This is a genomic window from Marinobacter sp. GH_1 (assembly GCF_048595985.1).
In the GTDB taxonomy this organism is placed as follows: Bacteria; Pseudomonadota; Gammaproteobacteria; order Pseudomonadales; family Oleiphilaceae; genus Marinobacter; species Marinobacter shengliensis.
The window spans coordinates 637056-652748 of the sequence record NZ_CP184460.1 but is presented as its reverse complement, the minus strand read 5'-3'; the positions used below and the strand labels follow the sequence as shown (position 1 = coordinate 652748).

Sequence of the window (15693 nt, the reverse complement as noted above, 5' to 3'; positions counted from 1 at the left end):
CCTCATGGGTTTCCGTCCGGAAAGACCAGCAGGTTGCCCTGCATGATGACATCACCCTGCATCTGCACCGCAAAAATATCGGTCTGGATGAACCCCGGATCGGTCGGCCTGGCAGTACTGCTGGCTGCGACCTTGAAATGCACATCGGTAAACCGAACGGTATCTGGCAATCCCAGTTCAATCACATCCCGATCAAACAGCTCGCCGTCGCCGCCAAACCCGGAATCGATCTTTCTTACCCTTAGCGTTAACCCCTCGAACGCAAACAGCCCCCGAATTTCATCAAGAACCATCCAGCCACCGTCTTCTTTCAAGCGATAGGCAAACCGGGCACCGCATTTTTTGTCCGTTTCATCGCAACGGCCAAAGTAAGCATTCTCTACCGGCCCGCCCATTTCATTGATGCTGATGTCACCCGACAGATAAATTCCGCCCTGTCCCGCTACCTTCGACAAGGCCTCATCTTCCAGCGGAGCCATCTCGGCTCTGGCCGGCAAGGTGAGGACTGCCGCCAGAGACAGCGCGAGTACAGGGAGCGCATATGGAATAGTCATGGCGCCAGATCCTTTGTCTGTATTTGCAAATGCTGTATCAGCATGCCCTCAACCCGTGCAGCGCCGAAATCACGGTCGCCAACGCTGAAGTTGCCGATCTGGAGGTTACTTCGATACTCAGGGTTGCTGTAGTAATCCTGGTAGAAATCCCAGGTTTGGGCATTACTCCCGGCCCTCAGTCCGTTTGCAGCAATTTGGCCGGCGCCCGGGGAGCGAATGGTTTCCACCTCCAGGATGAAATTTCCGCCGCCATCAACGTCGAAAAATATCGGCTGTAAACTGTTACCAATCGCCAGCTCCAAGGCAAAATCCGACATGGTAATCCGGGAACCACAAGCGGTGCCGTCTTGGGTACAGGCATTGATGGACACTTCGGGTGAATAGAAGTTGAGCTTGAACTGCCCCGCCATCTGGCTGCGCTGGTCATCACCCCACAAACGCAGATAACTCCCGTCAATAACAGCACTTCGGGCATGGATATTGAGATTCGCTGAACGGTCATCGCCAACGGCGACATTCATCTGCATACCGATATCTGCCCGCTCGCCAATCCAGTCAGCTGTGGCCGGTCGACTGGAACATTGGCCACTGCCGGCGGCGGCAGAGGCGCCCATGCAGTCGAACCCTTCAGCTCCCGGAATCTTGCTCGGCGCGGCCAGTTCAAGAACCGCCTTATCGGGAACACCAATGCCATTTCCGTCAACAATATCGATTCGCCAAGGATTAACCAGCCTGCCAAGATTCACCGGCGTCAGGTTTTCCCCGTAATTTGAATTGGCGCCTGCGATATACAGGTGATTGACCGTGATATCCACTTCCCGACCATCGGTGCTCTTGATACCGGATATACGGAAGATGCGAGCCTGGTTGCCGTCAGCGTCCGGCCGGTCAGTGCCGTGGGAAAAGGTAAAGTTATCGAATACCAGACCAATACCTGCGCCATCTATCTCAGACATCTCCGACTCGGCGAGCCGCTCCAGCTCCGCCAGGGCGGAGGCCGGAGTAATAGCAACCAAAACAAGAAACACGCCAGCAAAGGCATAGCCGAAGCCTGCTTTACAGGACAGCCTACGCCCGTTCATCAGAACAGCCCCCGGCCGCGGTCGATATACTCAGTACGATACCGGTCGGTCCCATTCAGGGCTTCGTTCAGGTTAACCTCGGTGGCACCGTTCGGAATATTAAAGAAGGCTCCTGAGGTCGCCCGGATAAAGTCCTCCACCGTCAGATCGCTTTTCTTAACGTCTTTCAGCCAATCCAGATCTTTGGTCTGGAAAGAAATGAACGCTCCGTCCGCAGGGCCGGTGAGCCTACGCTCTCCGTTTACCTCTTCTACCTGCCCTATAGGGAAGCTGTTGTAGATATCCAGATCAAAACAGGCGTCAATGCCCAACACCCTGCAGCCATCGGCATACACGTAGATATCACCGGAGCCGCAGCTAAAGAATGAACAATTGGGAACCTCTATCTCCGAGCTCGAACCCCAGCCAATCAGGTTTTTAACCGACCAGCGGGTGAAGCTGCCCGCGTTCTCCAGAACGAATTTTTCGCCGTTGGGGATACCGATGTACTCTGCTCTTATTGGGTCAAGCTCACCCACCCGAGGATCGTTATCATCGCCGTAGACCAGCTGCGCTTTGGTTGCCAGGGGACTTCCGCCTTCCAGAAGAGGGGTCAGCAAAACAATCAGTTGATCAAAGAAGTTACCGCTGGAACTGGCATCCCGCAGCCCTTCGCCCCGATCAATAATGTCCACATTCACATTACCCGTCAGGGTTTCGATCTTACCCGACAGCACTCCCATTGCATCACCAAAGCCAAGGCGAACACCAACCACTTCGTTGGTCGCCTCATCAAATGCAAACTCGAAAAAGGGGTTATCGATCATGAACGGAACGATTTCGTTCTCGTTATAAGAAGAGCCATCCGGACGATATTGTCTCGCCGCCTTGGGGTTACGTTGATAGTAGGCCTGGTTGTTGATATAGCCGAGCGCAAAATCCCTTATCAAGACGTCCGATGAGCCGGCCTTCTCACCTTCCCGTTCATAACGGCCAAGCTCCAGAACATCAACATTGGTCTGGATTTCTATGTCCATGCCAAGGTTAACGCGGGTATAAGAGGTAGTGTTGTCCGGATCGGGATGGTATTGGCGATCAACCGAAAGGAATGCTTGCCCGGTGACTTCCGACATCTGCTCATCGGAAATAGGCTGAAGACCTGCTTCGGCGGATACCGGCAGGGAAACAATGGCAACAACAAGTGCCTGCAGTTTTTTACTCATAGCCACACCCTGCGCCGTTTCTTGTTATTGACGGCATCGATTGAATGACTGATGAGTGTCTCTGAAGCTGGCTCTTTTTATATTCTGGGTCGGCCAGTCTTTACCGAATGTTAACTTTGTTTGCAGGTTGTAGCTGTGCGGCGAGTCATACTTTCGAAAACACAAATAAAAAAGCCCCAACATCAAGGATGCTGGGGCTTTGGTATTAAGAGCCTGACGATGACCTACTCTCACATGGGCGAACCACACTACCATCGGCGCTGGTCTGTTTCACTTCTGAGTTCGGGATGGGATCAGGTGGTTCCAGACCGCTATGGTCGTCAGGCAAAACGGATGATCACTGGGAAGGACGAGATGGAACGTGATGTTGATTTCTATGGAGCGTGGCGTTTGCCCTGCTCTGCGTTATCCGCAATTGTCTTGGGTGTTATATAGTCAAGCCGCACGAGCAATTAGTACTGGTTAGCTCAACGCCTCACAGCGCTTACACACCCAGCCTATCAACGTCCTGGTCTTGAACGGCTCTTCAGGAGGCTCAAGGCCTCAGGGAGATCTCATCTTGGAAGGGGCTTCCCGCTTAGATGCTTTCAGCGGTTATCCTGTCCGAACATAGCTACCGGGCAATGCGTCTGGCGACACAACCCGAACACCAGCGGTTCGTCCACTCCGGTCCTCTCGTACTAGGAGCAGCTTTCCTCAAATCTCCAACGTCCACGGCAGATAGGGACCGAACTGTCTCACGACGTTCTAAACCCAGCTCGCGTACCACTTTAAATGGCGAACAGCCATACCCTTGGGACCGGCTTCAGCCCCAGGATGTGATGAGCCGACATCGAGGTGCCAAACACCGCCGTCGATGTGAACTCTTGGGCGGTATCAGCCTGTTATCCCCGGAGTACCTTTTATCCGTTGAGCGATGGCCCTTCCATACAGAACCACCGGATCACTATGACCTACTTTCGTACCTGCTCGACGTGTCTGTCTCGCAGTCAAGCGGGCTTGTGCCATTACACTAACCGTACGATGTCCGACCGTACTTAGCCCACCTTTGTGCTCCTCCGTTACGCTTTGGGAGGAGACCGCCCCAGTCAAACTACCCACCACACAGTGTCCTCAACCCCGATAAGGGGTCAGAGTTAGAACCTCAAACATGCCAGGCTGGTATTTCAAGGTTGGCTCCACCGGAACTGGCGTCCCGGGTTCAAAGCCTCCCAGCTATCCTACACAAGCATGCTCAAAGTTCACTGTGAAGCTATAGTAAAGGTTCACGGGGTCTTTCCGTCTAGCCGCGGATACACCGCATCTTCACGGCGATTTCAATTTCACTGAGTCTCGGGTAGAGACAGCGCCCCCATCGTTACGCCATTCGTGCAGGTCGGAACTTACCCGACAAGGAATTTCGCTACCTTAGGACCGTTATAGTTACGGCCGCCGTTTACCGGGGCTTCGATCAAGAGCTTCGCACGAGTGCTAACCCCATCAATTAACCTTCCGGCACCGGGCAGGCGTCACACCCTATACGTCCACTTACGTGTTTGCAGAGTGCTGTGTTTTTAATAAACAGTCGCAGGGGCCTGGTATCTTCGACCGGCTTCCGCTCCACCCGCAGGGGCTTCACGTACACACCGGCGTGCCTTCTCCCGAAGTTACGGCACCATTTTGCCTAGTTCCTTTACCCGAGTTCTCTCAAGCGCCTTGGTATTCTCTACCTGACCACCTGTGTCGGTTTGGGGTACGGTCTCGAATAGCCTGAAGCTTAGAAGATTTTCCTGGAAGCAGGGCATCAATGACTTCGCGCCCTTGGGCACTCGTCGTCGCGTCTCAGGATTGTGGACCCGGATTTGCCTAAGTCCACTCCCTACTCGCTTAAACCGGGACAACCGTCGCCCGGCTCACCTAGCCTTCTCCGTCTCTCCATCGCAGCTATCCAAGGTACGGGAATATTAACCCGTTTCCCATCGACTACACCTTTCGGTCTCGCCTTAGGGGCCGACTCACCCTGCGCCGATTAGCGTTGCGCAGGAACCCTTGGTCTTCCGGCGTGCGGGTTTTTCACCCGCATTGTCGTTACTCATGTCAGCATTCGCACTTCTGATACCTCCAGCATGCTTCTCAACACACCTTCGCAGGCTTACAGAACGCTCCCCTACCCCGCATACAAAGTATGCAGCCGCAGCTTCGGTGACCAGTTTGAGCCCCGTTACATCTTCCGCGCAGGCCGACTCGACTAGTGAGCTATTACGCTTTCTTTAAAGGATGGCTGCTTCTAAGCCAACCTCCTAGCTGTCTGAGCCTTCCCACATCGTTTCCCACTTAACTGGTACTTTGGGACCTTAGCTGGCGGTCTGGGTTGTTTCCCTCTTCACGACGGACGTTAGCACCCGCCGTGTGTCTCCCGGATAGTACTCACAGGTATTCGGAGTTTGCATCGGGTTGGTAAGTCGAGATGACCCCCTAGCCGAAACAGTGCTCTACCCCCTGTGGTATTCGTCCGAGGCGCTACCTAAATAGCTTTCGGGGAGAACCAGCTATCTCCGGGCTTGATTAGCCTTTCACTCCGATCCACAAGTCATCCCCTGGCTTTTCAACGACAGTGGGTTCGGTCCTCCAGTGCCTGTTACGGCACCTTCAACCTGCTCATGGATAGATCGCCCGGTTTCGGGTCTATGCCCAGCGACTAATTCGCCCTATTCAGACTCGGTTTCCCTACGGCTCCCCTAAACGGTTAACCTCGCCACTGAACATAAGTCGCTGACCCATTATACAAAAGGTACGCCGTCACAGAACAAGTCTGCTCCGACTGCTTGTACGCATACGGTTTCAGGGTCTATTTCACTCCCCTCACAGGGGTTCTTTTCGCCTTTCCCTCACGGTACTGGTTCACTATCGGTCAGTCAGGAGTATTTAGCCTTGGAGGATGGTCCCCCCATGTTCAGTCAACGTTTCTCGTGCGCCGACCTACTCGATTTCACTGGACTCAGGTTTCGGATACGGGGCTATCACCCACTATGGCGGCACTTTCCAGAGCCTTCTCCTACCAGTTGTCCAGCTTAAGGGCTGGTCCCCGTTCGCTCGCCGCTACTTAGGGAATCTCGGTTGATTTCTTTTCCTCGGGGTACTTAGATGTTTCAGTTCCCCCGGTTCGCCTCTTACACCTATGGATTCAGTGTAAGATACCTGGCCGAAACCAGGTGGGTTTCCCCATTCAGAGATGTCCGGATCACAGCTCGTTTGCCAGCTCCCCGAACCTTATCGCAGGCTTCCACGTCTTTCATCGCCTCTGACTGCCAAGGCATCCACCGTATGCGCTTAGTTGCTTGACTATATAACCCCAAGACAACTGTGTTCCATCCATCGACCGCCTGGTAAACCAGGAAGACGATAACTGGAGACAGTTCCTTGAAGCGATATAACAACCACTTCAACGACAACACCGGATAACGCTTGAAATCGCTATCACTTTGAACAGTTTCTCTCGGAGATAATGAGAGAAATCTATTCGTGTTCTATCTCGTCCAATTTGTTAAAGAGCAAATCTGACCCAGTGATCAGAAAGAAGGACTTCGCTTAACAACCGATGTCATTAAATCGAAATACTTGTTTCTGCACACTGCTAACCGGAGTTAGTCAGTAAAGTTTGGTGGAGCTAGGCAGGATCGAACTGCCGACCTCCTGCGTGCAAGGCAGGCGCTCTCCCAGCTGAGCTATAGCCCCTCATCGAAACCACTCACCAAGCCGGCCAGATGCCGTACTCGGAAAATCGTTCAGATCTAGGCGCTTTCAGGTGTAGCGTGCGAGTAGCACGTGAGCCTGGAAGCAACGACGAGCTGAGCGATTTTGGTGGGTCTGGGTGGACTTGAACCACCGACCTCACCCTTATCAGGGGTGCGCTCTAACCACCTGAGCTACAGACCCGGTTTTGCTTGTCATACAACAAGCCAAGTCGGGTCTGAAAGACCCTTTTGCTCTCTTTATTAGCCAACCAAGTAATTCGTGTGGACTCTGACCGAAGCATTCGGCTTCGTTTAAGGAGGTGATCCAGCCGCAGGTTCCCCTACGGCTACCTTGTTACGACTTCACCCCAGTCATGAACCACACCGTGGTAATCGTCCTCCCGAAGGTTAGACTAACTACTTCTGGTGCAATCCACTCCCATGGTGTGACGGGCGGTGTGTACAAGGCCCGGGAACGTATTCACCGCGACATTCTGATTCGCGATTACTAGCGATTCCGACTTCACGGAGTCGAGTTGCAGACTCCGATCCGGACTACGACGCGTTTTAAGGGATTGGCGCACTCTCGCGAGTTGGCAGCCCTCTGTACGCGCCATTGTAGCACGTGTGTAGCCCTGGCCGTAAGGGCCATGATGACCTGACGTCATCCCCACCTTCCTCCGGTTTGTCACCGGCAGTCTCCCTGGAGTTCTCAGCATTACCTGCTAGCAACCAGGGATAGGGGTTGCGCTCGTTACGGGACTTAACCCAACATCTCACGACACGAGCTGACGACGGCCATGCAGCACCTGTCTCAGAGTTCCCGAAGGCACCAATCCATCTCTGGAAAGTTCTCTGGATGTCAAGGCCAGGTAAGGTTCTTCGCGTTGCGTCGAATTAAACCACATGCTCCACCGCTTGTGCGGGCCCCCGTCAATTCATTTGAGTTTTAACCTTGCGGCCGTACTCCCCAGGCGGTCAACTTAGTGCGTTAGCTGCGCCACTAAGACTTCAAGAGTCCCAACGGCTAGTTGACATCGTTTACGGCGTGGACTACCAGGGTATCTAATCCTGTTTGCTCCCCACGCTTTCGCACCTCAGTGTCAGTGTTGGTCCAGGTAGCCGCCTTCGCCACTGGTGTTCCTTCCTATATCTACGCATTTCACCGCTACACAGGAAATTCCACTACCCTCTACCACACTCTAGTCAGACAGTTCGAAATGCCGTTCCCAGGTTAAGCCCGGGGCTTTCACATCTCGCTTACCTAACCACCTACGCGCGCTTTACGCCCAGTAATTCCGATTAACGCTTGCACCCTCCGTATTACCGCGGCTGCTGGCACGGAGTTAGCCGGTGCTTCTTCTGCGAGTAACGTCAATCCCTGAAGGTATTAACTTCAGAGCCTTCCTCCTCGCTGAAAGTGCTTTACAACCCGAAAGCCTTCTTCACACACGCGGCATGGCTGGATCAGGGTTGCCCCCATTGTCCAATATTCCCCACTGCTGCCTCCCGTAGGAGTTCGGGCCGTGTCTCAGTCCCGATGTGGCTGATCATCCTCTCAGACCAGCTACGGATCGTCGCCTTGGTAGGCCTTTACCCCACCAACTAGCTAATCCGACTTAGGCTCATCCAGTAGCGCAAGGTCCGAAGATCCCCTGCTTTCTCCCGTAGGACGTATGCGGTATTAATCCGGGTTTCCCCGGGCTATCCCCCACTACTGGGCAGATTCCTAAGCATTACTCACCCGTCCGCCGCTCGTCAGCGGGGTGCAAGCACCCCCTGTTACCGCTCGACTTGCATGTGTTAAGCCTGCCGCCAGCGTTCAATCTGAGCCATGATCAAACTCTTCAGTTTAAATCATACAAGAACTCGAAAGTTCTTAATTCTTGCTCAAGACAAAACTCAATTTCGACGAGTCACTGTCCTGATATTTCGTATCCGAAATACCTCGGCCAGCGCCCACACGAATTACTTGGTTAACTTTTTAAAGAGCGTTTGAGCTGTTGCTCAATCAAGGCCGCGTATTCTACATCGTTCCGCTGCCCTGTCAACCGTTTATTTTTCGCTGTTTCCGCTTCCGAAAACCGCCGAAAAACTGTCCGGCTTACTGCCTGTTTCGAGGTGCGCATTCTACACTGAACCGCCTTCCTGTCAACCGCTTTCTGAAGAATCTTTCGAACTTTTTCTTCAGTGCTTTCAAGCAGTTATCGCTGAGGTTTTGCCTCTTCTCAGTGGCCAGCCCCTCAAGCGAGATGCGCATTCTACAGACCTCTGCTGAGGAGTCAACGACCAATCTGAAATTTTTTCAAATTGGTCGCAACCAGCCTCACTTCACTCGACAATGACCACCCGGGCAATCTTCTTTTTACCCGCCTGGACAACGCAATCATCACCTTTGACAAACCTGCGATCACCTTCAAACTGTTTGCCATCTATATAGACAGCACCACGACCAAGAACATCTCTAGCAGCAGCGCCATTCTTTACCAGCCCAGCCAGGCGAAGGACGGCTGCCATCGGCATTTCATCCTGCCCCTCGAGAGAGACTTCTACCAGTGGCACGTTTTCCGGAATCTCCCCAAGCGCAACCCGGTTGCCGGCAGACTTGTGAGCGGTTTTCGCGGCCTCTTCGTCATGGAAGCGAGTAATCAGCTCTTCAGCCAGGAGTTTTTTATAGTCCTGCGGGTTGGCACCAGCTCCTACCTCAGTACGGAACTGCTCCACTTCCGCCATTGGCCGGAAGCTCAGCAATTCGAAGTAACGCCACAGCAACTCATCCGGCATCGACAACAGCTTGGTGTACATCTCTCCGGGTGAATCACTAACCCCAACATAGTTGCCCAACGACTTGGACATCTTCTGCACACCGTCCAACCCCTCAAGAATCGGAACGGTAATAATGGCCTGGGGCGCCTGACCATAATGCTTCTGGAGAATCCGCCCCATCAGCAAATTAAACTTCTGGTCAGTACCACCGAGCTCCACATCAGCTTCAAGCGCTACGGAGTCGTAGCCCTGAATCAGCGGATACAGGAACTCATGAATGGCAATTGGCTGCTCAGCTCTGTAACGCTTGGTGAAATCATCACGCTCGAGCATCCGTGCAACCGTATACTGGCCCGCGAGCTGGATCATGCTCGCGGCATTCATCTGGCTCATCCATTCGGAATTGAATACAACCCGGGTTTTCTCCGGGTCCAGAATCTTGAACACCTGCTCTTTATAGGTAATGGCGTTCTTGCGCACCTGCTCTTCTGTTAAAGGAGGACGGGTTGCGCTTTTTCCGGTTGGATCGCCGATCATTCCCGTGAAGTCACCAATAAGGAAGATGATTTCATGGCCAAGATCCTGAAACTGGCGAAGCTTGTTGATTAGCACGGTGTGGCCGAGGTGCAAATCAGGTGCGGTCGGATCGAAACCCGCCTTGATCCTCAGCGGCCGATCTTCTTTAAGCTTTGCAATCAAATCCTCTTCGGGAATCAGCTCGTCAATACCGCGCTTGATAACGGCCAACGCTTCCTCAATTGTTGCCATGAACCTTTCGTCCCCAGTTTGACTTGGTGTCAGGGTTTGCCGGCGGCAGTTACAGACCTCAACAAAACAAATCTGTGTTTAACCGACACCCTTGCTAAAGTGTGACTGCTCAGTTTTCAACCAAACCGAGCAATAAAAGGACCGGCATTATACCAGCGGCAGGCAGTTTTGTACGACCAGACACCCGCTCAACCGTAATGTTCGACACTGTCCTGATAATGTCAGATGCGGTAATCTGTTTGACTTTACTTGATCTAGCGCTTTAATTAGCTAGTACAACTTGCTGGAATACCGATGAAAACGGGTGAGCCACGTGCTTAAAACATTCCCCAAAACACATATTACTCTGGCAGCAGCAGCGACGATTGTTGTCTCTGCCGCTGTGCTGATGAGCCCCAGCGCTGACGTCGAAGCCAAGCGCATGTCCTACACCATTGACCTCGAAGAGGGCCTGGCGTCTGGCGCGGCATCGAAAGACACCAGGCCCGCCCAGACACAGGAAGCCACCGACACTCAGCCCTCAGAGGACAAAGCGCAAAGTGCCGGCGAACCAATCGCTCAGGCCGGGCGCACATCGAAACCCGATGTCCCGAAGGTCGACTGGCAGGAATTTCGTGTAAAGTCCGGCGACACACTGTCTTCGCTGTTTCGCAAAGCAGGTTTCAACGATGGCATCATGCTGTCGGTCATTCATGGTGAAGGCGAAGCAGGCAAGCTTCAGCGCCTTTACGCCGGGGAAGACATTCGCTTCGGTGTTGACAGTGAGGGGCAGCTAGTGGCCGTGGAGCTGCAACGCAGCCGCTTGGAAACTCTCAAGATCTCAAAGACCGACAACGGCTTCCTTGGCAACACAGAAGTTCGCAAACCGGAGCCGCGCCCGGCATTTGCCGCCGGCGTCATTGACGGTTCCCTCTATCTTGCTGCCAGGGACGCAGGACTGAATGACCGGCTCACCATGGAACTGGCCGGGATCTTCGGTTGGGACATCGACTTTGTCTACGATGTCCGCAAGGGTGACAGCTTTGAGGTAGTGTACGAAGAGCTGTACATCGACGGTAAAAAATTTGATACCGGCCGGATTCTTTCCGCACGTTTCATCAACCGCGGTACTGAGAATGTGGCTCTGCTGTATACAGACAAAAACGGCGAGAGTGACTATTACACGCCGGAAGGCAAAAGTATGCGTAAGGCGTTCCTGAGGGTTCCAATCAACGCCCGCGTGTCATCGCCCTTCAACCTGCAACGCCGACACCCCGTGCTGGACGTGGTCAGACCCCACGAGGGAACCGACTATGCCGCGCCCCCGGGCACACCGATCAAGGCAGCCGGCAGTGGGCGAGTGCAGTTTGCCGGCTGGAAAGGCGGCTATGGCCGCACCGTGGTTTTGCAGCATGGCGACAACATCACCACCCTGTATGCTCATATGAGCCGACTGGGTAAAGGCATCAAGAATGGCACACGGGTAAAACAGGGAGACACCATTGGCTATGTTGGCTCGTCCGGAATGGTGACCGGCCCTCATCTGCATTACGAGTTCCGGGTGAATGGCGTTGCCAAGAACTCCCGTACCGTGAAACTGCCCGACGCCAAGCCCGTACCAAGCGCTGAAATGGCAAGATTTCGCCAATTCACCGAGCAGCGGCTGGCGCAGTTCAATGGTTTCCGCGAAAGTGGTCGCCAACTGGCTCTGGCGTCGGACAACTGATTATGACCTACTGGCTCGGCCTGATGTCAGGCACCAGCATGGACGCGGTTGACGCGGTGCTGGTGTCTTTCACTGGCCGGCATCTGGATATTCATTCCACGCTTTCGCTACCCTACCCTGAACCACTCAGACAAAGGCTCCTGCTGGCCACCCGAAACCAGTCAGACACTGACGAACTCGGTGAATTGGACACACTGGTGGGCCACCACTTTGGTCATACCGCAAAGGAACTGATCCGGCGCTCCGGCCTGAAACTCCGGGATATTCAGGGCATTGGCAGTCACGGGCAAACAGTACGCCACCAACCTGCCGGCCCTGCCCCCTTCTCACTTCAGATTGGCAATGCCGCCTGTATTGCGGAAAGCACCGGACTGACCACGGTCTCGGATTTTCGCAGCAGAGACCTGGCCGCAGGTGGTCAGGGCGCCCCACTGGTTCCGGCCTTCCATCAATGGCTGTTTACCTCGGACGAGCAGGACCGCTGTATTCTGAACCTCGGAGGTATCGCCAATATCACCTGGCTTCCCGCAGCCGGACGAAAACCCGTGGTCGGTTTTGATACCGGCCCGGCAAATGCCTTGCTTGATGCCTGGTGCCTGGACCAGACCGGGCGTCACTATGATGAATCCGGACACCTGGCAAGCGAGGGCGCTGTGCATTCGGAGCTGTTGAGCAGCATGCTTTCCGACGCCTATTTCAGCAAGCCAGCTCCGAAAAGCACCGGCAAGGAGCGCTTCAACCTTGACTGGATCCGTACCCACCTGCAGCGGTTCCCCGATCTGGCTGCAGAAGACGTTCAACGGACCCTCTTACAACTGACGGTGATTACCGTTCTGAAGCAGTTGCCACAAGAGTCCGCCAACATGACGGTTTACGCCTGCGGCGGCGGAACGTTCAACCGGTTAATGATGAATGAACTCAGAGTTGGACTGGGGTCGGTAGCGCTGACCACAACGGCTGATCTGGGGTTGGACCCGCAATGGGTAGAGCCAGTGGCATTTGCCTGGCTGGCCAGACAAACCCTTGAAGGCCAGCCGGGAAACCTGCCTGAGGTAACCGGCGCCAGAGGCCCGCGGGTGTTGGGCGCGATTTACCCGGCTTGAGGCTTCAGATGGAAAACGAACTGCCGCAACCGCAGGTGGAGCTGGCGTTTGGATTCTGAACAACAAACTGTGAACCCTGAAGGCCTTCCTGATAATCAATGGTGGCGCCTACGAGGTATTGGTAGCTCATGGAATCAACCAACAGCTTTACTCCATCCCGCTCTATGACGGTATCGTCGTCTTCCTGATTCTCGTCGAACGAAAATCCGTACTGGAACCCCGAACAACCGCCACCTGTTACGAACACCCGCAGTTTGAGATCAGGATTCTCCTCTTCCTCGATCAACTCGCGAACCTTGGCAACAGCGCTGTCGCTGAAGAACAACGGTGTGGCTATTTGCTGTTGAACTACACTCAAGGTATGCCTCCGGGAGATAAAGCGGTCAGAGGATTATGGTATTCCCGACTAAAACAGTCAACTATTCGGATTTACCCTCACCCTCTGACTCCGCACTTAGCACAGACTCTTTATCGTGAGTCAGCAGGCCGCTGGTTTCATCCTGACGAACCAGATTACCGTTCACGGATGCCCCCATGGCCATCTCGATAAGACGATAGTATACGTTACCGTTAATGGCAGCGTTCTCTGCCAGTTCGAGGTGGCTGGTGGCGCGCACGTCACCGTTCACCTTGCCATTGATAATAATGTGTGGCGCAGTGATATCGCCGGTGATTTCACCCACTTCCGACAGCCGGACCACAGCGTCACTGCCCTCTTCCGCCAGCACCCGACCTTTGATTTTGCCATCCACGTGCAAGCCGCCCGAAAAGCGTACATCACCCTCAATGGTTGTTCTGGATGAAATCAAGGTATCGAAATGGCCAACGGAACGGCGCGGTTTCTGTTTTTTCTTGCCCAGCATGTATCAGCTCCCAGTTAACTGTGCCCAATCAAATGTTCGTTCTGCCTGTGAGGCATTCCGCCCCTGCGCCTGCGCCACCACCTGGATTTCGTAGGGCTCAAAGCCTTGGGGAAGGTTCAAGGTACCCTCTACATCCTGGAAGTACCGAAACCGGAACCTGACCCCCAGATCCTCGATGTCGTCGGACAGATCGCGCAAGGCAATCACTTCTTTCTCACCGTCCAACCGGCCTATGATATTCACGGCCACCTGCCCGGCAATAAAACTGTTGTTATTGCCAACCTGAGTTAGCACCATCTTGAACCGATAGGTGTTATCGCCACGGGCGGACGCCAGCGTAAAGCTGTCAACCTGCAGCCCTTTGCTCGTCTCTGAGGGCGCCATGATATTCCGATAGAACGTCAGGTCTGCCTCCAACTCCGATATTCGGGTTTCGAGCCCAACGATGGTGTTCCTGGCTTCCCGCAGCGCCTGTTCGTCAATCGCCCGCCCGCGCTCAAGATTCACCAGATTCTGCCGCGCGGTGCGGAACTGATCCCGCAGACTGCGCAATTCCTGCGCCAGCTGTTCGTTTGAAGCTTCGGCAGATGAAAACCGGAACCCGCCCTGCGCCATTCCAGCAGCGTAACCTGCAATGGCGGCAACCACGGTAAAAGCCAGCAGGATCATCGTCCGGCGCAGGCGGTAGCCCGGCCGGTGACGGATCACCACATACTCATCGTTCGGTTTGCGGGTATCACTCACCTTGTCTTGCCCTCAAGGAAGAAGTGCCGGAGCCTTCAGGCCCTGGGTTTCGTCAAGACCAAACATGATATTCATGTTCTGCACTGCCTGCCCGGCAGCGCCTTTGACCAGGTTGTCGATGACCGAGGAGACAATCACCACATTGCTCTGCTCCTGGCGATGCAATGCCATCCGGCACTGGTTGCCGCCGCGAACACTGCGGGTTTCCGGGTGACTGCCAAAAGGCATGACATCCACAAATGGCTCGGTCTTGTAGCGCTCTTCGTAGAGGGCCTGGAGCCGATCAAAATCCGCAGGCTCCGACAGCTCCGCATACAAGGTGGCCTCGATACCCCGAATCATCGGTACCAGGTGCGGCACGAAGGTTACGCCCACCGGACCGGTAGCTGCCAGACTCAGGCCCTGGCGAATTTCCGGCAGGTGCCGATGCCCGGAGGCACCGTAGGCCTTGAAGCTTTCACCGATCTCACCATGTAGCATGCCGATGTTGCCCTGGCGACCGGCACCGCTGGCACCGGATTTGGCATCGGCAATCAGCCGGCTGGGGTCTACCAACCCCTGTTCGAGCAAGGGGAGGAAGCCAAGCTGCACCGCCGTGGGATAACAACCAGGGTTGGCGACCAACTGGGCCTGGCGAATCGCGTCACGTGCTACCTCAGGCAGGCCATAAACCGCTTTTTGTGCCCACTCCGGTGTTTCATGGGGCATACCGTACCACTGGGCCCAGACATCCAGGTCTTTCAGGCGGAAATCCGCAGACAGGTCTACCACACGAACGCCGGCGGCCATCAGTTCCGGAACCATGCGCATGGCAACCCCGTGAGGCGTGGCAAAGAACACCAGGTCGCACTGTGCCAGCACCGCCGAATCAGGCTCCGAGAAGGCCAGGTCAAAATGCCCTCGCAGATTGGGGTACATGTCGGCCACCGGCATACCAGCCTCGGAGCGCGAAGTGATGCATTTCACTTCTGCGTCCGGATGAACGGCAAGAATCCGCAACAGCTCAACACCGGTGTACCCGGTTCCCCCAACGATGCCTATTTTAATCACACTCATCTCCAACGTGGTCTGGTCAGAATTCCCGAGTAGTCTACCATGATAATCCAAGGACTTATTGCAGCCTGCAGACCCATGGTTACAATGTTGTCAGAATCCTTCTGAAGGACCCGCCCATCGACCCGGAACCCGGTGCT

Annotated in this window: 10 protein-coding genes, 2 tRNA genes and 3 rRNA genes; 2 read left to right on the top strand and 13 right to left on the bottom strand. The window is 54.5% G+C overall.

The window, feature by feature from the left end; genetic code table 11:
* Positions 1–2 precede the first annotated feature (2 nt).
* The 9 genes from ACNSOI_RS02980 to tyrS all read right to left on the bottom strand — a co-directional run bounded on the left by ACNSOI_RS02980 (position 3) and on the right by tyrS (position 10085).
* On the bottom strand, positions 3–554 hold the full coding sequence (locus ACNSOI_RS02980) for a DUF6160 family protein (protein ID WP_374787731.1): 552 nt from the start codon (positions 552–554) through the stop codon (positions 3–5).
* Positions 551–1636, bottom strand: coding sequence for a hypothetical protein (locus tag ACNSOI_RS02975; protein WP_420195111.1), 1086 nt, complete (start codon positions 1634–1636; stop codon positions 551–553). The genes ACNSOI_RS02980 and ACNSOI_RS02975 overlap by 4 nt, the downstream gene beginning before the upstream one ends.
* Positions 1636–2838, bottom strand: a complete 1203-nt coding sequence (locus ACNSOI_RS02970) for a DUF6160 family protein (protein WP_106693784.1) — start codon at positions 2836–2838, stop codon at positions 1636–1638. Before ACNSOI_RS02970 ends, ACNSOI_RS02975 begins: the two co-directional genes overlap by 1 nt.
* 211 nt (positions 2839–3049) lie before the next feature.
* A 5S ribosomal RNA gene (gene rrf / locus ACNSOI_RS02965) occupies positions 3050–3163 on the bottom strand.
* Positions 3164–3269: 106 nt separating this feature from the next.
* A 23S ribosomal RNA gene (locus tag ACNSOI_RS02960) occupies positions 3270–6161 on the bottom strand.
* Positions 6162–6476: 315 nt separating this feature from the next.
* Positions 6477–6552 (bottom strand) — tRNA-Ala (locus tag ACNSOI_RS02955).
* 124 nt (positions 6553–6676) lie between these two features.
* Positions 6677–6753, bottom strand: a tRNA-Ile gene (locus ACNSOI_RS02950).
* A gap of 111 nt (positions 6754–6864) precedes the next feature.
* Positions 6865–8405, bottom strand: a 16S ribosomal RNA gene (locus tag ACNSOI_RS02945).
* The 16S, 23S and 5S rRNA genes sit together here with 2 tRNA genes alongside, the layout of an rRNA operon.
* Positions 8406–8882: 477 nt before the next feature.
* Positions 8883–10085: a tyrosine--tRNA ligase gene (gene tyrS, locus ACNSOI_RS02940; protein WP_420195110.1), complete on the bottom strand. Its 1203-nt coding sequence runs from the start codon at positions 10083–10085 to the stop codon at positions 8883–8885.
* Positions 10086–10398: 313 nt separating this feature from the next.
* Here tyrS and ACNSOI_RS02935 point away from each other — a divergent pair, with 313 nt between their 5' ends.
* Both ACNSOI_RS02935 and ACNSOI_RS02930 read left to right on the top strand, forming a co-directional pair.
* Entirely contained in the window at positions 10399–11790 is a 1392-nt protein-coding gene (locus ACNSOI_RS02935; RefSeq protein ID WP_106694499.1) for an OapA family protein, read from the top strand.
* A 2-nt stretch (positions 11791–11792) separates the two neighbouring features.
* Positions 11793–12893, top strand: coding sequence for an anhydro-N-acetylmuramic acid kinase (locus ACNSOI_RS02930; protein WP_061333559.1), 1101 nt, complete (start codon positions 11793–11795; stop codon positions 12891–12893).
* A gap of 4 nt (positions 12894–12897) precedes the next feature.
* On the opposite strand, the gene erpA is transcribed toward ACNSOI_RS02930, so the two are convergent.
* The 4 genes from erpA to argC form a co-directional block, all read right to left on the bottom strand.
* Positions 12898–13251 carry an iron-sulfur cluster insertion protein ErpA gene (gene erpA, locus ACNSOI_RS02925; protein ID WP_061333558.1) on the bottom strand — a complete coding sequence of 118 codons (354 nt, stop codon included), beginning with the start codon at positions 13249–13251 and terminating at the stop codon, positions 12898–12900.
* A gap of 61 nt (positions 13252–13312) precedes the next feature.
* A complete protein-coding gene (locus tag ACNSOI_RS02920) occupies positions 13313–13756 on the bottom strand; it encodes a bactofilin family protein (protein WP_061333557.1) in 444 nt (147 codons plus the stop codon).
* 3 nt (positions 13757–13759) lie between these two features.
* Positions 13760–14500, bottom strand: coding sequence for a DUF6776 family protein (locus tag ACNSOI_RS02915; RefSeq protein WP_061333556.1), 741 nt, complete (start codon positions 14498–14500; stop codon positions 13760–13762).
* Positions 14501–14512: 12 nt separating this feature from the next.
* Positions 14513–15550 (bottom strand): N-acetyl-gamma-glutamyl-phosphate reductase, encoded by a 1038-nt coding sequence (gene argC, locus ACNSOI_RS02910; RefSeq protein ID WP_106694535.1) that lies wholly within the window; start codon positions 15548–15550, stop codon positions 14513–14515.
* Positions 15551–15693: the final 143 nt, after the last annotated feature.